Raw genomic sequence first — 22196 nt, forward strand, 5'->3', positions numbered from 1 at the left:
TCTTAAAAAATATGAAAGTATTACACAAGCTTCTTTTCCTTATAGTATTTTTTGCTATATCCATCCTAGCCATTTCATATGTCAGTATTAGTAAGTTATCTGAGACAGCAAAAAGTTCAGCGACAATTTATCATGAACAACTTGTTCCAGCTGAATTATTCAGTCAAATTAGTGAGGACAACAGAGCAATAAATTCATACTTATTAGAACTTTTAATTACGGAAGATACTGGACGAAACCTATATTTAAGTGAAAATATTGATCAAACGATCAAAAATTCGCAAAGCATATTAGAAGAACTATCCTCAATGCAGCTGAACCCCGAAATAAAACAACAATTAGATCTATTAACTTCGCTTAATGAAGAGCTGAATATTGCAAGAGAAGACGTAAAAAGATTAGCAATGGAGAACAAGAATGGGCAAGCTTATGAATTGTTTCAAGAGAAAATAGAGGATAAAAGAGTAGAGTTGAATGACCTTATTGAAAATATTTCAACTTTAAATTCAACAAGTGCGAAAACCACTTATGAATTGGCAGTGTCCGATTCTGAAAATGCGACGAAAATTGTCATTATTGTGATTATTGTTTCCTTATTAATCTCTTCTTTAGTCGGTATATTGATTGCAGGATTAATTACAAAACCAATTAAAGATATACAGAAGTTACTAGGTTTAGCTGAAAAAGGTGATTTTACCGTTATTGGTCGCTATGATTCAAAGGATGAAATTGGAATGTTGAATCAATCATTTAATAACATGATCGAGGGTGTAAATAAGGTTATTCGTACGGTCGGGGAAACATCTGAACAAGTTGCCGCTTCCTCTGAAGAATTGAGCGCAAGTGCTGAGCAAAGCACAAAATCTAGTGAGCATATTTCAGAAACGATTCAAGAGCTTGCTGTAGGAGCAGAGGATCAGGTGAAGCATATTGAAGAGAGTACAAGTGTCTTTAGTCAAATAAATAACAGCACTCAACAAATATATGAGAATACACAAAAGGTATCTGGAACAGTACATCAGGCAGCACAGATGTCTGGAGATGGAAGAAAAGTAATTAACCAAGTAAATGACCAAATGATGTTTATTGATAATAAGGTGACTTCACTGGTTGAATCTTTTAATGTTTTATCAGCTCGTTCAAAAGAGATTGGTAATATTATTGAAGTGATTACGAATATCGCAGCACAAACCAACTTACTGGCACTAAATGCCGCGATTGAAGCTGCAAGAGCTGGTGAGCATGGAAAAGGCTTTGCGGTTGTCGCAGATGAGGTTAGGAAATTGGCAGAAGAATCAGCTCATTCTGCAGAACAAATCTCCAAATTAGTTGCACATATTCAAACAGATACTAAAGAAACAATGGAAACTGTTAATAATACAACTGCTGAAGTGAAGGAAGGAATTTTAGTTGTAGCAGAAGCTGGAAAGACTTTCACCGAAATTGAAACAGCTATTAATGGTGTTGTTCCTCAAATAAATCAGGTTTCGGAACTAATTAAAGAGCTTCTTACGGGAACAGATCAAGTTTACACGTCTATTGTTGAAGTACAGGGGGTTTCACAGGAGGCTGCCGCTAGTACACAATCGGTTACAGCAGCGACCGAAGAACAGCTAGCAGCGATGGAGGAAATTGCATCATCAGCACAATCCTTAGCCAATTTAGCAGAAAACCTTCAAGATTTAATTAAACAGTTTAAATTATAAATGTAAATACGCGAGAGACCTCCGATCTGATTATGAGGAAAGGAGGTTTTTTGCTATCTTTAATTGAATAGTAATGAATATGTATACTCAAATTTAATTGCATCCACTAATAAGCGCCTGTAAATTATAAGTAATGTAAGGGAGAAAAAGTGATGTTGGAAAAAATCTTGTTTAATGAAATACCTGTAAGAAATATGGAGACGTCCATTTCATGGTATAAAGAGGTTCTCGGCTTGCAGTTGATTTGGTATTCAGGAGGAGGCGCTGGCACAGTTAAATCTTCCTTCTGGTCAGATGGTATTTTTAAATGAAACTAGTTACCACGCTTTTGATCTGTTTTCCGGAATTGTAGGGTGAAATTCCGGAATTAAGGCAATTTTTCCGGAAATACCTCTGCTTTTTCCGGAATTAATCACGATTTTTCCGGAATTCACCTTCGTTTACGTAATACACACGATTTTTTGTTTGTTCTTTATCAATCGCCGTGATGGCTATACACAATGGCTACACAACTACCAAAATTCTTAAACAATAGATAGTCACCTCATTATAGAGACAATATCATAGGCGACACAAAAAGCTGAAAAGAGCGAATGAGAGATCATTCACTCTTAAACAACAATGAATTAGTTTTTATTTTTAGCTGTTTTGCCATTCACAGGATGTGGCTCTCCGTATCCTTCCACATTTCCTGCATGTTCTTGATGATAATTTGAACCCTCTTTGTTAAACCCTTTAGCTTGTTTATTTTGGATTTTATTTATGTTGTTTGGCAATGGGAACACCTCCTTTCTTAAAATCAATTTGTTGTAAAGGATTTAAGCATGAATTCATCTTCAGTTATATACTCTTTTAAAAATTCGTTTTCTATTCATCATTCAGTACTGTATTTAGCAGAGGTTTTACTGTAACGACTTCTTCCTTTTTACAGTCTAATGTTATAAAAGATCGTGTGGTGAATAGTTTGAAGAGGTTAAACGTGCTTAGTATTTTAATGACAATCGTTATAGTGACAACAGGTTGTGGGAAAGAAACTAGCAATGCCGACTTTCAAAAGGATGATTATCAAGAAATCGTTGCACCTAATAATCAATTAGGGTTTGAATTACTTTCTAAAGTGGAGCCTAATGATGATGGAAATATTTTGATTTCACCTATTAGTTTATTTATGGCATTATCAATGGTTTTTAATGGAGCAGATGGTGTAACGAAAGATGAAATGACCAATGTTTTAAATAGTAAAGGAATAGATGCAGAGAAGTTGAATCAGGCTAATGCATCTATGGCATCGATGCTGCAAAAGGACTCCAAGAAAATTCAATTGAATGTGGCCAATTCAATATGGCTAAATGAGGCTTATCAGTTTCAAGCTGATTTTGCTCAAAATAATCAAGATTACTATAATGCCATGATCGAAGAAATTGATCCTTCTGCGCCTAAATCAGCCAAGAAGATTAACAATTGGGTTAAGGAAAACACAAATAAAAAAATAGAAAAAATTGTTTCGGATCAATTGGATCCGTCATTAGTGGCGATGCTTGTTAACGCCATTTATTTTCATGGTGAATGGAAATATGGTTTTAACAAGAATCAAACAGAGTCTCGCCCGTTTTATAGTGATGGTGGAACTATTATTGACCTTCCTGCAATGCTTCTTAATGAAGAATTACCCTACATGGAGAACGAGGATTTTCAAGCAGTGTCTCTTCCTTACGGCGATGGAGAAATGAGTATGAAAATATTCTTGCCGAGAGAAAGCTCCAGTTTAGAAGAGCTTGAACAAATATTCTCATATGATAATTGGATAAAGTGGAATTCTCACTTTCAAGAAAAGGAAGGAACGATGCTCCTCCCGAAGTTTCAAATGGAATATGAAACATTGTTAAATGATGCGTTAATCGCTCTTGGAATGCCCTCAGCGTTTAACGATGATGCAAATTTCTCAAACATGTTCGAAGGTGCTTCTTCTGTGGCAATTAGTGAAGTAAAGCAGAAAACATTTCTCAACGTGAATGAAGAAGGGTCGGAAGCGGCTGCGGTAACTTCAGTAACAATGGAGGAATCAGCGAAAATCACTTCTGAAGAGCCATTCTACATGGATGTAAATCGACCATTTGTAATAGTCATGACGGATGAACAGTCCGGTACAATTTTGTTTATCGGTGCTATCTCAAATCCAAAGGAAGGAAAATAAGCTTATTGAACTAAAAAAGCATCGATTGTTGAAATCGATGCTTTTCGTTTTTATAGAAAAGAAAACCCTGGGCTATGCCTAGGGTTCCAAAAAGCTTACAGCGTGGTATTAAAAAAACTTCCTCATGGTGCTAAAATATTTTTGGTTCGCCAACCGAAAATAAATAGCCAGGAGGAAGTCCTTATGTCAAAAGACAATAATAGTTTAGCACACACAACTTGGAATTGTAAGTATCACATAGTATTTGCGCCAAAATATAGAAGACAAGTTATTTACGGGAAAATAAAGAAAGATATTGGACAAATCTTGCGTACTTTGTGTGAGAGGAAAGGTGTGGAGATAATAGAAGCGACAGCGTGTAAGGATCATGTACATATGTTAGTGAGTATCCGGCCAAAATTAAGTGTATCAGCATTCGTAGGATATCTAAAAGGAAAAAGTAGCTTGATGATATTCGATCGACATGCGCAACTGAAATATAAGTATGGAAATCGAAAATTTTGGTGTACAGGATATTATGTGGATACGGTAGGGAGAAATAAGAAGGTAATAGAAGAATATATACGTAATCAAATACAAGATGATATAGTCGCAGAACAATTAACGATGATGGAATATATCGATCCATTCACAGGAGAAGAAGTGAAGAAAAAGAAAAGGAAAAATTAAGGGGAGAAGGCCTTTGAGGTCTGGCCAGTAGAAGTAGTACAATTGGCGAACCTTTCAGTAGCCCTTTAGGGTTTGGTCAGTAACAAAGGCTTTCAGCCGCAGAGAAAACCACCCGTTCTCACGGGTGGTACTTATTTTTAGAAAGATTACCACGTATGAAAGTTTATATTGTTAGGCATTCGTTTCTTTATTGTCTCAATTTGTTCTGTATTAAAATCATAACCAACAAATTCGGTCCCATTATGTTCAGAAGAAAACAAGAAACGACCTTTTCTATGAAAGAATAGGGAAAACCACTTTAGCTGGTTTTCCTTGCCAAGAAAATTAGAAGTAAGATATTCTGCGATTTTTGGTGTTAACGCTCCGGAAAATACCGTTTCATTTCGTTCCACTTTATAGACAAGCTCCGTCAAGAATCTTTCTTTTAGCTCATTTATCACTTCTTTTTCATCATTCCAGCATCTAATTTCTATCGAATCAGACATAGCTAAAATATAGTTCATAAGCGGCTTCCAAAATGAGTAAGACACGGAAATGCGGTAACCGCTATCTGTGTATTCAAGCTCGTTAATTTTAAAATAAATATTAGCTGTGTTCATATTTATCACCTGATTCGTTCCGATTTATGGTTTATGGGGCACAGATTTATTATCTTTTAGCTAGAGCGTTCTGGCAATTTAATTTTTGTTTAGGCATGCGTCTTATTGGCTACGGGTGTTGACATCATGCAATCAACGAATTGCTGTTATGAGTGAAATAAGTTGCAAGGTGCTGGGTGCTTTGTACTCCTTTATTTAGTCCGAAATTGTTTCGAGGAGCAGCTGTTTCTCGTATTATGGCCGTTCATGGTGAAGCGTTTTTTCTGTTAAAAAAGATTTAACAACTCTGGATGCTAAAAAGGCATTCTTGTCTTATAATAGGCAGAAGGAACGATAGTTTATTATAATGGAAGGCTTTTATGATCCAGTAGAATCTTTTTATAATTAGTGTAGTCAATTTTTTACTTGCGTCCTTAGTTGTTTGTATTTGAAGGATATAGCGTTATTTATAACTACACGGGATAATTTTTTCATTTAACAAAGTTTAAAATAAGTTGTTCTTGGCTTCTTATAAATGAATGCTTATTATTGCTGTTTATTAAGGAGGGATAGAATGATAAGAATTGCAGTAGTCGAAGACGAAATGAATTATCAAGAACAGTTGATCGAATTTCTTCGCAGGTTTGAGCAAGACAGGGGCGAAAAAATTGAAATAGAAACTTATACTGACGGCGATGAATTTGTTGAAAATTATCAGGCGCAATTTGACATTATTTTAATGGATATACAAATGCCATTTATGGATGGGATGTCCGCAGCAGAGGAAATTCGAAATAAGGACTCGGAAGTGGTCATTATTTTTATTACGAATTTGGCGCAGTATGCGATCAAAGGCTATGCGGTTGATGCGCTAGATTATGTTTTGAAACCGATTTCGTATTTCCAATTTTCTCAGCGATTACATCGGGCGGCAGAACGAATGAAGAAAAGGGAGACGCAGCATCTTACGATAAAGATAAAAGGGGGCGTACAACGGTTTAAAATTTCCGATATTTATTATGTTGAAAGCCAGGGGCATAATCTTGTTTTTTCTTCCAAGGCAGGAGATTTTATCACTTCGGGGACGTTAAAGGAATTAGAAAAACAGTTATCTAGTTTTCATTTCTTTCGTGGGAATAAAGGCTATTTGATTAATTTGGAGCATGTAGAAGGAATGAACGATAACTGTGCAATTGTGAAGGGAAAGGAACTTCTTATAAGTCGAAATAGAAGAAAGGCGTTTATGGAAGCACTGTCCCATTATTGGGGTGAGGTGATCAAGTGATTGATGTCATTCCCGATATTCCACGGTTTTATACAGCGTTGGCTGAATGGATTGCTTGCATGATTTATATTTCTGTTTTAAAGAAGAGGCTTTGCGGATGGAAGTTTTATTCTTTTGCTGCCGGAATTCTTATTTTACAGTCTGTTTTTTTAATCGTTACGAAAAATTTGCCGATTGTCTTTTGGATTCCGTGTATGATTGTTGCCATCGGAATCATGTATTTATTCATTTATATGTGTTGCGACATCAATCCATTAGAAGCAGGTTATTTTAGCGTAAGAGCATTCGTGGCAGCAGAATTTGTTGCCTCATTAGAGTGGCAGGTGCATTTCTTTTTCTTAGGTGGAGAAGAAAATCGTTTGATTTTAGATTTAACTCTTTTGGTCTTTATTTTTGCACTTTTATTCTTGTTTATCTGGTTCTTAGAAAAACGTCATATACCGGACGAAGGGAAGCTAAATATAAGACAAGGAGAACTATGGTCAACGGTTTTAATCGGAGTTGCTGTTTTTGGAATTAGTAATTTAAGCTTTGTTTCGTCTCGTACCCCTTTTAGTGGGCAATATGCCCAGGAGATATTTAATATTCGTACATTAGTAGACTTGGGTGGTTTTTCAATATTATATGCCTACCATATTCAATTAAACGACTTAAGGATTAAACATGAATTAAAAGCTGTAAACGATATCCTTCAAAATCAATACGTACAATATCAGCAATCGAAAGAAAGTATTGAAATGATTAATTATAAGTATCACGATTTAAAAAATCAGATTATTGCATTAAGGGCTGAGGAAGATCCGGAAAAACGAAATGCGTTTTTGACGCAAATGGAAAATGAAATTAAGGCGTATGAAGCTCAAAATAAAACAGGAAACCAGGTGCTGGATACTGTGCTCACCAGTAAAAACATGCACTGCATAAAGAATGGGATTACATTAACTTGCGTTGCAGATGGTTCATTGCTGAATGGAATGGACGTCATCGATATTTGTACGATATTTGGGAACGCCCTTGATAATGCGATTGAGTATGTGCAAAAAATTGCCGATCGGGAAAAGAGATTGATCCACGTTTCGCTTTTTTCTCAAAAAGGGTTTATTATGATCCGCTTTGAAAATTACTTTGAAGGAGAACTTAATCTTGAAGGTGGATTGCCGACAACGACGAAGCTCGATACATTCAACCATGGTTACGGCTTAAAAAGTATTCGCTATTCCGTGCAAAAATACAACGGTGTTGTCAATGTAGCGAAGAAAGATAAATGGTTTGAATTAAAAATATTAATGCCTCAACAATTGGTTTAGAAGTATTTAATTGCTGGAAAACTTAGTGGCTTGGATGGTGTGGAGATACCTATCCAAGCTTTCATTTTTGTTGAGGAAATTAGTTGTGTACAGCTCTTTCAATGAGTGCATCTAGTCTTGGCAAGCAGCCTAAAGCCTGTAAATATTGGTACTTGGATTTTTACAGCCAATGATATTTTAACCGTAGGTTTTCATTATCAATAGACAGGCTGCACGGTGATGGGCACAAATGAACATGACTTTAATTCAGCATCGCATGATCGATTCGAACTTTAATTGTTCCGAGGGTCTCCGTGCTTTAGTTCATGTATACGATTACAGTTCATGCAAAAAATCAAACAGTTTATGAAGGCTCGATAATATCGAGGAGTAAATGTGTTACCATTTTCGTTGAAAGAGATAGGGGTGTTTACCTCTCTTAAATGCTTGATGAAAGCGCTTTTGACTTTAGCGTTAGGCACAGTCATGATCCCTTCAATATTTTTAATAGAAAAGAAAGCGCTTAATACATTGACTAATAGGGAGGTAAAAAGAAGTACATGGTTTGCTTACTTATCTTTTTTAGACTTATAGGGGGAAAAGAAGATGAAAAAAAAGAAAATGAGTAAGAAGAAGTTTCGTATCGTATGGAGCTCTATATTATCAGTTTTACTTGTTATTATTGTTGCAGCGAACGTTGCGTTAGCTCAGTTCTCGGATGTCATTTCTGCTTATTTTTCAACGATAGATCTAGAGAGTGCTGAGGCAGTCGAAGCTCGCCAAAAATCAGAGGGCATTGTTGAGCAAATTGCTGATGAAGGAATTATTCTGTTACAAAATAATGATAATACTTTGCCTATCCAAACATCAGAAGATAATAAGGCTAAGGTAAATGTTTTTGGTTGGAGTTTCACGGAGCCAATTTATGGTGGTACTGGTTCAGGTTCAGCCGATGCCTCAAAAGCTGTAACACCGAAGGCGGGCCTTGAAAACGCAGGTTTTGAAATTAATGAGCATTTATATAAAGCTTATGTTGATACAGGGATTGAAAGACCTATTGTTGGAATGGATGGACAGGATTGGTCAATTCCAGAACCAAAGCCATCTGAATTCTATACAAGTGAATTGATGCAACAGGCGAAAGATTTCTCAGATGTTGCCATTATTTTCATTGCTCGTTCAGGTGGTGAAGGTGCAGACTTACCTAGAAGTATGGACGGACCAGATACATTTGATCCAAACGGGGGCGCATTTGGTCCAACAGGTCAAAAGTTTGGTTACGAGGATGATCTAGATGCAAGTAAGCACTATTTACAATTAAGCAATAGAGAGCAAGGAATGATTGATGCTGTCACAGAAAATTTTGATAACGTTATTCTTGTTGTAAACAGTGCTAATACATTTGAACTAGGGTGGGTTGAAGAGTACGAAGAAATTAAAAGTATATTGAATGTCGCCGGACCGGGTCAAAATGGATTTAATTCATTAGGAAAGGTTCTTTCTGGGGAAGTAAATCCATCAGGTAAAACGGTCGATATTTATACAAAGGATCTTCTTGATCCACCTGCAATGATAAACTTTGGTGATTTTGATTATGTAATTGAAAACGCAGATGGATCCTATGCACAGGCCTTTGACTCAAGCAATGTCCCATTAAAATATGTGGATTACTCAGAAGGAATTTATGTAGGATATCGCTTCTATGAAACGGCTGCAGAGTTAGGTGTCATAAATTATGAAGAAAAAGTTCAGTATCCATTTGGCTATGGGTTGAGTTACACCAATTTTGAACAAGAAGTTGTTGCAAACAGTCTAAATTGGACTGATTCGGAAGTAACGGTCGATGTAAAAGTAACAAATACAGGAGCAGTAGAAGGAAAAGAAGTTGTTCAATTATATTTCTCAGCACCTTACACAGGGAAAATTGAACGCTCCTCCATTGATTTAATCGCATTTGAAAAAACCGATATCATTAAGCCAGGAGAATCTGAAACAGTAACACTTACATTTAATGTGGAAGACATGGCTGCTTATGATGCGAACAAAGAATACAGCAATTCTGGTTCATACGTTCTAGAAGCAGGCGAATATAAACTTATGCTTATGAACAATTCTCATGACAAGATTGCTGATGTAGGAAGTAAAAACCTTAGTGAAGTTGTCTATGATACTACAGGGCGTTCTACTGATGAACAAATTGCCATTAACCAGTTTGATGATGAAGTAACAGGTGAAGGAAGTATCTCCACCTATTTATCAAGAGCCAACGGCTTTGAAAACCTAACAGAATTAAATAAAAATGAAGTTTATACGGTAACAACAGAGGATGGAACAACTAAAGAGGTCTTAGGTAAATTAGTAGATTCAGAATTTGTTAACTTCATTAATGGAATTCGCTATGATGTACCTGCTGATACGCATGATTCAGCACCAACTACAGGAGCTGATAATGGGAAGAAATTAGAAGATTATGTTGGTGTGGATATTAATGATGAGTCATGGAATCAATTACTTGATCAATTGACAGTCAAAGAATTAGCAGAATTAGCAACACTTGGTGGATATAGAACGATCGAGGTTGAGTCTGTAGGAAAACCTGCAACACTAGACTATGATGGACCAGCTGCTATTAATAATATGAATATGGCTGCCAATGGTCAATCCGGTACGGCATTCCCGTCAGAAATCATGATTGCGGCAACTTGGAATCTTGAGCTTGCCGAAGCGATGGGAGAGCATATTGGCGCCGAAGCTAAAGCCTATGGTGTTAGTGGTTGGTATGCCCCAGGTATAAATGTACATCGTACAGCATTTGCTGGAAGAAACTTTGAATACTATTCAGAAGACGGTTTTCTTTCTGGTAAAATGGCTGCTGCAGTAACGAAGGGATTCCAAAACCAAGGTGGATATGTCTATATCAAGCACTTTGCATTAAATGATCAGGAAACAAACCGTACATTTGGCGTGCTGACTTGGAGTAACGAACAAGCCATTCGAGAAGTTTATCTAAAGCCATTTGAAATCGCTGTTAAAGAAGGAGGAGCAAAAGCTGTCATGTCCTCATTTAACAGTATCGGAAATAAATGGGCTGGAGCTGATGACGGTCTGCTTAAGGAAATCCTCCGTAAAGAATGGGGTTTCAATGGCCATGTGATTACGGATTTCTATATGAATGGTGGTGGACTTAATGCTTATCCATACATGAATGTAGAGCTTGCGGTCCGCAACGGAAATGATTTAATGCTTACAGGTGCTGCACCAATGGGAGTACCGGAAATAAATACTGACAGTAATGATACATTATGGGCATTAAGGGATGCTGCTCACAATATTTTATATACGATAGCTAATAGTAGTGCTATTGATGGAGGCTTGAGCACGGATATGCCTCAATGGGTTGTGATTACTATTATTGTTGACATTCTGCTTGCTTTAGTTATTGCAACGGCATTCTACTTTGTCTTTCGGAATAGCAGGAAGAGAGACGAAATAAATATCGATTTAGTGTAATAACGCTACATGAAATTACAACTAAAAATAAGTGATAAGGCGATACTATTTTACGTATCGCCTTATCATAAAAAGAGGAATTGAGCATGAAATACAGAGAATTAATAAACAAAATGACCTTAGAAGAGAAAGCATCATTGATGTCAGGAAAAGATTTCTGGCAAACGATGGACATAGAGCGTCTCGGCATTAACAGCATTTTTTTAGCCGATGGACCTCATGGAATTCGCAAACAGGCTGCTGCTGCAGATCATTTGGGATTAAATGAAAGTATTCCAGCAACTTGTTATCCGACTGCTGCAACAATAGCAAATAGTTGGAATGTTGAACTAGGAGAAACAATAGGAGATTATTTAGGAAAAGAAGCACTTGCCCAAAAAGTGAATGTCCTTCTTGGTCCAGGGATCAATATGAAGAGAAATCCACTTGCTGGGAGAAACTTCGAATATTTTAGTGAAGATCCATATCTAGCAGGTAAGCTGGCTGCAAGCATGATTAGAGGAATCCAATCCCACGGAATATCAGCTTGTGTGAAACATTTTGCCGTAAACAATCAGGAAGAAAGACGGATGTCAATTGATACGATTGTTGACGAACGGACACTGCGGGAAATTTACTTAACAGCATTTGAAATCGCCATAAAAGAAGGCAAAACAAAAACAGTCATGTCTGCTTACAATATGCTAAATGGCGCCTATACCAATGAAAATATCCACTTAATGCGCGAAATTCTCCGTGATGAATGGGGATTTGATGGAGTTGTTGTGACGGATTGGGGTGGCAGCAATGATCGTGTAGCAGGACTGATTGCCGGTAATGAGCTGGAGATGCCAACGACAGCAGGTGAAACAAACGAAGAAATAATCGCTGCCATTAAGAGTGGCAATCTAAAAGAAGAAGTCTTAGATGAATGTGTAGATCGATTATTAGAGTTAATTTTTACAACCGAAGAGGTCTACAAACAACCGCAGAGAGAATTCGATGTCGAGGAACATCATAAGCTGGCCCAAAAAGCTGCTGAGGAATCGATCGTACTGCTAAAAAATGACGACCATATTTTACCGCTGCAAAAGGACAAAAAGGTTGCCATTATTGGCGACTTTGCCCATAATCCACGCTATCAAGGTGCAGGGTCATCAATCGTTAACCCAACGCGACTTGATAATACATTGGATAGTCTTAACGATTCGGGGATTACAAGTATTGGTTATGAACCAGGATTTGACCGTTACGGGAAAAATAGTCGGAAGAAGATAAATAAAGCATGTGCACTTGCGAAAGAGGCAGATGTTGTTCTTTTATATATGGGTCTTGATGAAGTAACCGAAGCGGAAGGCTTAGATAGACAAAACATGAAGATCCCGCAGAACCAGGTTGATTTATTATCGGCTTTGCATGAAGTGAATGAAAATATTGTTGTCGTTCTTTCATGTGGAGCAGCAGTAGAAATGCCGTGGATTGATAAAGTGAAAGGGTTGGTTCATGGATACTTAGCTGGACAGGCTGGAACGAAGGCAATTCTTCGGGTTCTTACCGGCGCTGTAAATCCTTCGGGGAAATTAGCGGAAACATATCCACTTCGTTATGAGGATACCCCTTCTTATCATAACTTTCCAGGGAAAGAAGTTAGTGTAGAATACCGAGAAAGTCTTTATATCGGCTATCGTTATTATGATACGGCAAATGTAGATGTTCTTTTCCCATTTGGATTTGGACTCAGTTATACAAGCTTTGAGTATACAAATATCCATGTCACAACCGAAGGAGTTACTTTTAACTTAACGAATTCCGGGGAGATGGCGGGGATGGAAGTAGCCCAGCTATACGTAGGATGTCAGTCGACAGATATTTTTAGACCGAAAAAAGAGTTAAAAGGTTTTGCGAAAGTATTTTTGAATGCCGGTGAAACAAAAACGGTTTTGATCCCGTTTGATGATAAAACATTCCGTTATTTCAATGTAAAGACAAATAAATGGGAAATTGAAGAAGCTGAGTATGAGATTATGATTGGTGCATCAAGCGAAGATATTCGCTTAGTAGAATCTCATTTTGTTGCAGGTACAGGTGCACCACTTCCATATGAGAAGGTGAAGCTACCTAGCTACTATTCTGGCAAAGCGAATAATGTGAGCGTTGAAGAATTTGAAGAGCTGCTAGGCTATAAAGTGCCGGACTCGAAATGGAATCGTACCCGTCCACTTGGATACAATGATACGATTGCCCAATGCCAGTATGCAAAGGGTGCTTTTGCAAGATTTTCCTTTCATGCCATTACTTTTGCCCATAGATTTTTATGGAAAATTGGAAAAAGAAGCACAGCCAATTTAATCATGATGTCAGTCTATCACATGCCGTTTAGAGGTGTAGCGAGAATGACCGGAGGAATCATTAATATGCCGATGCTAGACGGCATTTTAATGATTGTTAATGGTCGATTTTTTAAGGGTCTGAGGCATGTGCTAAGAGAAAGAAAAAAGATGATAAAAAAGATAAAGGTAGAACAGCCCCTAGCAAGAATGGAGAAGGAGATGTAGAATAGAATGAGCAACCTGAATAACAAAAATAATAAAGTTCTTGCTAGGACAGTAGGTTTTTGGAACAATTATAAAGAAAAACATCCTAATATTGCACAGTTCCTTGTATTCTTTATGTTAAGTAATGGGATCACCGTATTACAGCTAGTATTAATGCCTGTTTTTAAGAGTATTTTCGCGAAAACAGCCTTAGTCACTACAAATTTTCAAGTATTGCAGTTTGGTCACAATTTTGACGGCAGTCCTTACTACGTTTTTGATTATGCGGCAGGATCACTTGCCTCAGGTGGTGGTGGCGGTCTTGCGTATTTCCTTGCTGTTCAAATTACGATTGGAATCGCGCAGGTCATTAACTTTTTTGCCCAAAGAAGTATTACATTTAAATCAAACAGTAATATTTGGAAAGCTGCTTTTTGGTACTTAGTTGCTTATATTGTCATTACGATTGGGGCAGCGGCAGCACAAGGCTTCTATAAAGCTCCAATTTATAACCTATTGATGAATACTTGGGGATGGGGAGCAGTCGGGGAAACAACGGCAGATGTTATTACGATGATTATCAATAGTGCTATTTCATTCTGGGTGTTCTTTCCAATTTTCAAAATTATTTTCAAGCAAGAACCTGAAAACAAGGTCAAGTAAAGGAAGTGCGAGTAATGAAATTATTATCAGTGGTAATTCCTTGCTATAATTCAGAAGCCTATATGAGATATTGCATAGAATCTCTTTTGCCTGGTGGTGAAAGTGTTGAACTGCTGATAGTGAATGATGGCTCATCTGATAATACCGCTTTAATTGCAGATGAGTATGCAAAAAAATATCCTTCAATCATCAGGGCGATTCATCAGGAGAACGGTGGACATGGGGAAGCTGTGAATGCAGGCATTCGTCATGCAGCTGGTTTATACTTGAAGGTAGTTGACAGTGATGATTGGGTTGATACGAGAGCTTATCTGAAAATATTGCATCAGCTTCAAGAATTTACAGCAAAAAATCAAACAATCGACATGCTGGTTAGCAATTTTGTTTATGAAAAAGAAGGCGCAAAGTATAAGAAAGTGATGAAATATGAAAACGTGCTGCCAATTGGAGAAATTTTCACTTGGGACGATATAGAGCCATTTCGCAAAGGCCAGTATCTCTTAATGCATTCGCTTATATATCGAACACAATTGTTAAAGGATTGTGGGTTGGAGCTACCGAAGCATACTTTTTATGTTGACAATTTATTTGTCTATGTTCCTCTTAAGCATGTTAAGACGATGTACTATATGAACGTGGAGTTTTACAGATACTATATTGGTAGAGAAGATCAGTCTGTTCAAGAAAAGATCATGATCAAAAGAATTGACCAGCAGATTAAAGTGAATAAGCTAATGATCGATACGATCCCATTAAGCACGATTAAGAATCCGAATTTGCGCCAGTATCTATTCCATCATCTTGAAATTGTTACAGTTGTATCGGCAATCCTTTTGATCCGTTCAGGGACAGCTGAAAATATCCAGAAGAAAAAAGATTTATGGAACTATATTAAGGAAAAAGACTCGGAGTTGTATCATGATATTCGTTATGGTATGATGGGGCATTTAATGAATTTACCAGGTAGGTTAGGACGCAGTGTTTCAATCGGGGCCTATAAAATATCACAGAAATTGGTTGGATTCAATTAATGTTCATGTAAAAATAGCTTTCTATGAAAAAATTTCATAGAGGGCTATTTTTGCTTAATTTTCAGTTGGAGGAATATTAACATGAGTTTTGATTATTTAGTTGTCGGCTCTGGCTTATTTGGCAGTACGTTCGCTTATGAAGCAGCCAAAAAAGGAAAAAGAGTAAAAGTAATTGAAAAAAGAGCGCATATTGGTGGGAATATTTACACGGAAAATATCGCAGGGATTAACGTGCATAAATATGGGGCACATATCTTCCATACGAATGATAAAGAAATATGGGATTATATCAATCAGTTTGCCGAGTTTAATCGATATACAAATAGTCCTATTGCAAACTTCCGCGGGGAGATTTATAACTTGCCCTTTAATATGAACACCTTTCATAAATTATGGGGCGTTACTACCCCTGAAGAGGCAAAGGCAAAAATAGAGGAGCAAAGAAAAGAAGCAAATATCGAAAACCCTACCAATTTAGAGGAACAGGCTATTTCCTTGGTGGGGATTGATATTTATGAAAAGCTGATTAAAGGTTATACAGAAAAACAGTGGGGAAGAAAAGCAAGCGAGCTGCCTGCGTTTATTATTAAACGTCTTCCTGTGCGATTTACTTATGATAATAATTACTTTAACGATCGCTACCAAGGAATTCCAATCGGAGGCTATACACAAATTATTGAGAAAATGCTTTCCAGCGAGAAAATCGAGGTGGAAGTGAATAAGGATTTCTTTGCAAATAAAGCGGAATATTTAAAAGATTATCCGAGAATTGTTTATACGGGCATGATCGACCAATTTTTTGATTATCAGTTTGGCCAATTAGAATATCGCAGTCTACAATTTGAAACATCCGTTTTGGAACAGGAAAACTATCAAGGGAATGCGGTCGTGAATTATACGGACGCCAAAACCCCATATACAAGAATTATTGAGCATAAGCATTTTGAATTTGGCAATCAGCCGAAAACTGTCATAACGAGAGAATATCCGAAAACATGGGAGATGGGTGATGAGCCTTATTATCCAATGAACGATACCCGAAACAATGAGATATTCAGGCAGTATGCCAAGCTTGCCGAAGAACAACCACATATCATTTTTGGTGGCCGATTAGGGATGTATAAGTACTATGATATGCATCAGGTGATAGCTGCAGCTTTGTCTGCAGCCAAAAAAGAGTTAAATTAACCACGAAAAAAGCTGTGTCAACGCTATTTTGCCACAGCTTTTTCAGCAGTTAAGGCGGATTCGCCGATATATTTGTTTTTTCACCGATATATCTTTATAAAAGCCGATAAATTCAATTTTTCGCCGATATATCACCATAACCGCCGATAAACCTCATTTGGGATGTGCAACACTTATGATGAGATGCATGTTCATTCCTAATTTTAGAGTGGATCATTAAGCTATTTCTCTTTTGGATAGCCGTTTGGATGTGTAGAATGCCATCTCCAAGCGTCTTCCATAATTTTCGTAATGGAGGTACGAATAGGATTCCAGCCTAACATTTGCTGAGCTTTTTCCGAGCTTGCAATTAAAATACTAGGATCGCCAGCTCTGCGTGGCCCTGACAGTGCGGGAATTTCCTTACCTGTCACTTGTCTTGCCGTCTCAATCATTTCTTTAACAGAAAAACCTTGGCTGCTGCCGAGATTGAAAATACCACTTTTTCCGCCTTCTCTTAAATGTTTTAACGCCAATAGATGGGCAGCAATGAGGTCTTCTACATGAATGTAATCACGGATGCATGTCCCGTCCGCTGTGTCATAATCTTCTCCAAAAATGGTAATATGCGGTCGCTGTCCAAGTGCTGTTTGGAGCAGGAGCGGAATTAAATGGGTTTCGGGAAAATGATCTTCTCCGATTTCTCCAGATTCTCTAGCGCCAGCCACATTGAAATATCGTAAGGAAACATACTTAATACCATGAGCTCTCTCGACCCAGCTCATGATTTTTTCCATCATTCGTTTTGTTTCTCCGTATGTATTCGTCGGATTCGTCGGCATCGTTTCCGAAATGGGTATAGTCTCAGGCTCACCGTAAGTAGCTGCTGTGGAAGAAAAGACTATTTTTTTAACATCATATTCGTTCATTACTTGAAGCAAAATTTGTGTTCCATAAACATTGTTATTAAAGTATTTAAGTGGAACTTCCATCGATTCTCCGACTAAAGAATGGGCTGCAAAATGGAGAACCGCATCGATCGCTTCTTGTTCGAACACGGATCGAAGGAATTCGATATGACGAATGTCCCCTTTATAAAATTTTGCTTTTGGATGAACCGCATCTTTATGTCCTGTCTCGAGATTATCAACAACGACAACCTCTTCCCCTTGATCAATTAATTGATAAACGGCGTGAGAGCCTATATAACCAGCCCCACCTAAAACCAACACACTCATATCCAAATTCCTCCGATTTCATTACCTTGTATTGTTAATAAAAGTTTAATATAGATTGAAGCTAGAGGCAATTTGGGTGAAGCCGAGTTTCATGAGGCGAGTGAGCATTGTTAGGAGGAGCAAAGTGGAGCTTACATTCATTTCACCATGTAGTATGCATCTATAAACGGCTGATCGACTTTTAAAAAATGCTTTTTTCCGCCTTCAATTTCAAAGCCCATTTTCTTTAGTGCAATATCGGTTGTATTGTGACTGTCAGTTCAAGTCTGTGAATGAGGCCCATACCTCTAACTCTTTAAATAATTGCGTCCCCTTTATCGGTGATTTTGAGCACAATGTACGCACTATGTTCCATTCCAATATCATTTTCTCGATTTGCTGTAGGTGACTGATTAAAGGGAATGGGAGAAAAGTAAAGATTGAGCGGAGGCAAATATGAAACCTGGGTTTAAGTAAATTTACAGTTTCGTAATCTTTTCACGGCTTCCGTTCCAACGATACAACCAATTAATGAAAGAATTTCAATTGAAAAAAGCGCTTTAAAAACATAATAAAGGGTTGTTCCCAGCATAATATCATACGTAAAGATAGATTTTATTTTAGAACCTTCAATGGTGTAAAAGATAAATTTATGATTATTTGTCTTCACTCGCACTCCACCTTTTGGGTTGTTACTAATTTTATGCGATCGAGTGCTTGGCATATAAACAATAATTAAAAATATAGGTGTTTGTTAGGTTTTAAAATACGAATTTGAGTCTGTGTTAAACTCTTGGCTCTTACTTGTCAATGAATTTTTGATAACCATATAAAAATAAAGCCATTGCCATCGAGAGGTAAAAATGATGATACCGGGAAAACTTCACATAGTTAAGAAATTGTGTTTTTTCAAAAAAGGCTATTAATGGAAATGAAAAAAGCAGATTTTGCAATAAATTTGTCAGTAAATATAACCAAAATTTCCCGTATGTTAATTTGAATGTCCAAAATGTAGCAACAGAAAAACCACACAAAACAAGAGACAAGATATTAATGATTTTATTTGAGATTCCGCCTTTAACTTTAAATAAATTAAAATGTGCTCCAATAAAATTAATGGTCATTGTGATTAATAGAGACATGGTAGTTACTGGAAAAAATCGCTTAATTGTTTTTCGGGGAATGAAATATAAGCTCCCTAAAGAAGAAATTAATAAAACTCGAATGAAATTAGTTACCATGGATGCACTTCCTCCTAAATTGGGATTCAATTAGAGTCCGTTCATTTTTTAATTGTGTACTTCAAGTTTAAAAACGAAAGTTGGGCATTTAAAAATGTGAATAAAAACGATTTTTTATTAGCAGCTGTAATGACTAAAACGATTCAATAGCAAAGTGATTAATAAAGAAATTATATTTTTCTCGTTAAGGATAAAATTCCCTGACGTAAGCACTAATATGTAGGTGATTTGTAACTTTAAATATTTTATTTATGTACACGTAAATTTTGGTAGCAATACTTGATAGGTGAAGGGGATGGAACAATGAGCTTATAAGCAGGGGAGAAAAACCCTACAGCTATATGTTTAAAAAAATGATGCCTATTTTTCCCAATATATTATACTATTGAATAATAGAGATAATATTGGAGGGTAACAAAGTGAAAACACGAAATATAATGATACTTTTAGCGACTATAATGCTTTTAGTTTCTGCCTGTGGAAGTCGAGAAGCTAAACAAAATGAATCCAGCGAGAAAACCGATAATAAAACAGAGGGAAATGAAAAGATAGAAGTAGATAAAAATTTATTAGATGTTGAGGTAACATTACCTGAGTCATTCTTTAAGGAACAAGAGCAGGATATTGCTCAAGTGATTGCCGAGGCAGAATCAGAAGGTATTAGTGTTACTAAGAATAGTGATGGGTCCTTAACTTATAAAATGTCAAAAGCAAAACATAAAGAAATGATGAGTGAGTTAGAAAACGAGACAAAAACTTCTATTGAAGAAATGAAAAATAGTGAAGATTTTGCCTCAATCAAAGATGTGGAATATAATAAGTCCTTTTCTGAGATCACTTTGGTGGTAATTAGAGAAAAATACGAGGGTAGTTTTGATGGCTTTGCAGTTTTAGGTGTGGCTATTAGCAGTATGTTGTATCAGATGTTTGATGGTGTGAATCCTGATGATTATAAAGTAACCATCTTTCTAAAAGATGCTGATACTGGGGAAGTATTTGATACGATTATTTATCCAGAAGCATTGGAACAGTAAATACTATAGAAAATGGAACCGAAGAAAGTATAACAATTGAAGCATTAAAAGTTTTCGCAGAAAAAAACGTTGATTTTGCCGACGCATTACTAAGTGTAAAATCTAAAGAAAATCTCCCCGTACTTACATGGGATAAAAAAGATTTAAAAAAATTAGAATGCGAATATTATTCACCTGAACAATTAATTGAAGCCTAAAATCAAATCAAAAAAATGCAAAATGATTTCGAAAACTCTAGTTTTCATTAGGATTCTAAGAAAAATAAAAAACGTCAATCCCTTGATACAATTGGGGTTGGCGTTTTTTGGTAGAACGCTTTAAAACATACAGGACGTCCCAGGAGGGATTCGAACCCCCGACCTACAGTTTAGGAAACTGTTGCTCTATCCTGCTGAGCTACTGGGACATATTGAAATAAAATATATGATAATTTACGCACACAAAAGGAAACTGTCGTCCTGATTTCAGAAAGCAAACTCAAGGAGCGGCTCAATCAGTACGCTGTCGAAAAATCAGAGAAGCGGATTCGAACGTGCTCTATCCTGCTGAGCTACTGGGACATATTGAAATAAAATATATGATAATTTACGCACACAAAAGGAAACTGTCGTCCTGATTTCAGAAAGCAAACTCAAGGAGCGACTCAATCAGTACGCTGTAGAAAAATCAGAGAAGCGGACTCGAACGTGCTCTATCCTACTGAGCTACTGGGACATAATTAACTTTACACGTGAAAGGAAATGCTCAAGAAGCAGTTCGTTCATGTGAAATGTTGTCCACGAATTTTCCTTTAAACATCCCCGTGTTTTTCCAATAATCAGCATTAACTATTATAAGTTATTCTCAGAAAAGGTCAAGTAGTACGAAGAGATGTTTAAAATAGCTGAGTTGAAACTTTCATTAGTAGGAAGCGTCTAATTAATAAGTATTATTTTTTGCTTGAAATTAAAGAAATTTATAAATATGGGCTCTCTAAAGTACAAGGTTATTTGGACAATAAATAAGGGTAAGAGAAGAGCGGATAGAGGCTTTTGCTGCATTAATACATTGTTAATTTTCTCCTTTTAAGAGGAATTTTGCAGAATCATATCGAAAATAAGTTAAAATAGAAGAAACATCAAAAGCAAATTGCGGGAGGGAAAGCATGACACACGAACAATTGAATCCGACGATCGGAAGGATCTTAGAAAATATAGAAAAAGTAATGATTGGAAAAAGAAATGTGGCGGAATTAAGTTTAGTTGCGCTGTTATCAGGTGGGCATGTCCTACTTGAGGATGTCCCAGGTGTAGGAAAGACAATGATGGTTCGTGCGCTTGCAAAATCGGTGAATGCCAAGTTTCGACGCATTCAGTTCACTCCTGATCTTCTTCCGTCCGATGTGACAGGTGTGTCTATTTACAATCCGAAAGAATTAGAGTTTCAATTTCGCCCAGGTCCGATTATGGGAAATATTATATTGGCTGATGAAATTAATCGTACTTCTCCTAAAACTCAATCGGCATTGCTGGAAGGAATGGAGGAAAGCAGTGTAACCGTTGACGGAATAACCCATCGTTTGGAGAAGCCTTTTTTTGTCATGGCGACGCAAAATCCTATTGAATACGAAGGAACTTATCCTTTACCAGAGGCCCAGCTTGATCGTTTCTTGTTAAAAATGAAAATGGGCTATCCTGATGTGAACGAAGAGATGGAAGTGCTTAGTCGTGCTCAAAGGACGATGCCAATTGAAGAGCTAGAGTCGGTTATCGATTTGAATGATCTTAGAGAACTACAAGAAAATATTAAACTTGTAACGGTAGATGATACGATTAAACGTTACATTGTCGATATCGTAAATGGAACACGAAGAAATAGCAGTGTCTACTTAGGTGCTAGCCCTCGTGGTTCGATTGCGCTTATGAAAGCGGCACAAGCATATGCTTATATGTATAAACGTGATTATGTACTACCGGATGATGTGCAATTTTTAGCGTCATATGTGCTTGCCCATCGAATTATTTTAAAATCGGAAGCGAAGTTTGAAGGAATTTCAGCTGAGGATGTGCTGGAGCGTGTATTGGCTCGGGTGCCGATTCCAGTTCAAAGGCTTGTGAAATAAA

18 protein-coding genes and 1 tRNA gene are annotated in these 22196 nt (G+C 37.0%); 14 read left to right on the top strand and 5 right to left on the bottom strand.

Annotated features, from left to right (window positions below; all coding sequences use genetic code 11):
- Positions 1 to 11 precede the first annotated feature (11 nt).
- Positions 12 to 1706 (top strand): methyl-accepting chemotaxis protein, encoded by a 1695-nt coding sequence (locus FCJ93_RS16625; protein WP_170211338.1) that lies wholly within the window; start codon positions 12 to 14, stop codon positions 1704 to 1706.
- Positions 1707 to 1858: 152 nt separating this feature from the next.
- Positions 1859 to 2017: a VOC family protein gene (locus FCJ93_RS16630; protein ID WP_095312830.1), complete on the top strand. Its 159-nt coding sequence runs from the start codon at positions 1859 to 1861 to the stop codon at positions 2015 to 2017.
- 315 nt (positions 2018 to 2332) lie between these two features.
- Here the strand turns inward: FCJ93_RS16630 and FCJ93_RS25050 are convergent, their stop codons facing one another.
- Positions 2333 to 2482 carry a hypothetical protein gene (locus FCJ93_RS25050; RefSeq protein WP_170211339.1) on the bottom strand — a complete coding sequence of 50 codons (150 nt, stop codon included), beginning with the start codon at positions 2480 to 2482 and terminating at the stop codon, positions 2333 to 2335.
- A gap of 203 nt (positions 2483 to 2685) precedes the next feature.
- Between FCJ93_RS25050 and FCJ93_RS16635 the strand changes: the two genes are divergently transcribed.
- Positions 2686 to 3900 carry a serpin family protein gene (locus tag FCJ93_RS16635; protein WP_137744224.1) on the top strand — a complete coding sequence of 405 codons (1215 nt, stop codon included), beginning with the start codon at positions 2686 to 2688 and terminating at the stop codon, positions 3898 to 3900.
- 183 nt (positions 3901 to 4083) lie between these two features.
- Positions 4084 to 4569, top strand: coding sequence for an IS200/IS605 family transposase (tnpA, locus tag FCJ93_RS16640; RefSeq protein WP_137744225.1), 486 nt, complete (start codon positions 4084 to 4086; stop codon positions 4567 to 4569).
- Positions 4570 to 4715: 146 nt separating this feature from the next.
- Here the strand turns inward: tnpA and FCJ93_RS16645 are convergent, their stop codons facing one another.
- Entirely contained in the window at positions 4716 to 5168 is a 453-nt protein-coding gene (locus FCJ93_RS16645; RefSeq protein ID WP_095312826.1) for a hypothetical protein, read from the bottom strand.
- A 553-nt stretch (positions 5169 to 5721) separates the two neighbouring features.
- Between FCJ93_RS16645 and FCJ93_RS16650 the strand changes: the two genes are divergently transcribed.
- The 7 genes from FCJ93_RS16650 to glf all read left to right on the top strand — a co-directional run bounded on the left by FCJ93_RS16650 (position 5722) and on the right by glf (position 16623).
- Positions 5722 to 6432, top strand: a complete 711-nt coding sequence (locus FCJ93_RS16650; RefSeq protein WP_095312824.1) for a LytR/AlgR family response regulator transcription factor — start codon at positions 5722 to 5724, stop codon at positions 6430 to 6432.
- Complete coding sequence (locus FCJ93_RS16655) at positions 6429 to 7739, top strand: sensor histidine kinase (protein WP_211344130.1); 1311 nt, start codon at positions 6429 to 6431, stop codon at positions 7737 to 7739. The genes FCJ93_RS16650 and FCJ93_RS16655 overlap by 4 nt, the downstream gene beginning before the upstream one ends.
- A 585-nt stretch (positions 7740 to 8324) precedes the next feature.
- Positions 8325 to 11228, top strand: coding sequence for a beta-glucosidase (locus FCJ93_RS16660; RefSeq protein ID WP_137744226.1), 2904 nt, complete (start codon positions 8325 to 8327; stop codon positions 11226 to 11228).
- 86 nt (positions 11229 to 11314) lie between these two features.
- A complete protein-coding gene (locus FCJ93_RS16665; RefSeq protein ID WP_137744227.1) occupies positions 11315 to 13762 on the top strand; it encodes a glycoside hydrolase family 3 C-terminal domain-containing protein in 2448 nt (815 codons plus the stop codon).
- Positions 13763 to 13768: 6 nt separating this feature from the next.
- Positions 13769 to 14404, top strand: coding sequence for a hypothetical protein (locus tag FCJ93_RS16670; protein WP_095312817.1), 636 nt, complete (start codon positions 13769 to 13771; stop codon positions 14402 to 14404).
- A 14-nt stretch (positions 14405 to 14418) separates the two neighbouring features.
- A complete protein-coding gene (locus tag FCJ93_RS16675; RefSeq protein WP_137744228.1) occupies positions 14419 to 15435 on the top strand; it encodes a glycosyltransferase family 2 protein in 1017 nt (338 codons plus the stop codon).
- A gap of 81 nt (positions 15436 to 15516) precedes the next feature.
- Positions 15517 to 16623 carry a UDP-galactopyranose mutase gene (gene glf, locus FCJ93_RS16680; RefSeq protein WP_095312813.1) on the top strand — a complete coding sequence of 369 codons (1107 nt, stop codon included), beginning with the start codon at positions 15517 to 15519 and terminating at the stop codon, positions 16621 to 16623.
- Positions 16624 to 16844: 221 nt separating this feature from the next.
- Here glf and galE read toward each other — a convergent pair whose 3' ends face one another.
- Together galE and FCJ93_RS16690 are read right to left on the bottom strand one after the other, a co-directional pair.
- Positions 16845 to 17840, bottom strand: a complete 996-nt coding sequence (gene galE / locus FCJ93_RS16685) for a UDP-glucose 4-epimerase GalE (protein WP_137744229.1) — start codon at positions 17838 to 17840, stop codon at positions 16845 to 16847.
- Positions 17841 to 18288: 448 nt separating this feature from the next.
- Positions 18289 to 18489 (bottom strand): hypothetical protein, encoded by a 201-nt coding sequence (locus FCJ93_RS16690; protein WP_095312810.1) that lies wholly within the window; start codon positions 18487 to 18489, stop codon positions 18289 to 18291.
- A 383-nt stretch (positions 18490 to 18872) separates the two neighbouring features.
- Between FCJ93_RS16690 and FCJ93_RS16695 the strand changes: the two genes are divergently transcribed.
- Both FCJ93_RS16695 and FCJ93_RS16700 read left to right on the top strand, forming a co-directional pair.
- Positions 18873 to 19094 (top strand): hypothetical protein, encoded by a 222-nt coding sequence (locus FCJ93_RS16695; RefSeq protein WP_137744230.1) that lies wholly within the window; start codon positions 18873 to 18875, stop codon positions 19092 to 19094.
- Positions 19095 to 19479: 385 nt separating this feature from the next.
- The gene (locus FCJ93_RS16700) at positions 19480 to 20094 is read left to right on the top strand and encodes a hypothetical protein (RefSeq protein WP_235879525.1); all 615 of its coding nucleotides are present in this window, start codon (positions 19480 to 19482) and stop codon (positions 20092 to 20094) included.
- Positions 20095 to 20426: 332 nt separating this feature from the next.
- Here the strand turns inward: FCJ93_RS16700 and FCJ93_RS16705 are convergent.
- Positions 20427 to 20500, bottom strand: a tRNA-Arg gene (locus FCJ93_RS16705).
- A 738-nt stretch (positions 20501 to 21238) separates the two neighbouring features.
- On the opposite strand from FCJ93_RS16705, the gene FCJ93_RS16710 reads away from it, so the two are divergent.
- Complete coding sequence (locus FCJ93_RS16710) at positions 21239 to 22195, top strand: AAA family ATPase (protein WP_137744231.1); 957 nt, start codon at positions 21239 to 21241, stop codon at positions 22193 to 22195.
- Position 22196: the final 1 nt, after the last annotated feature.

The sequence above is a fragment of the Robertmurraya siralis genome, from assembly GCF_005502275.1.
Lineage (GTDB): Bacteria > Bacillota > Bacilli > Bacillales > Cytobacillaceae > Robertmurraya > Robertmurraya siralis.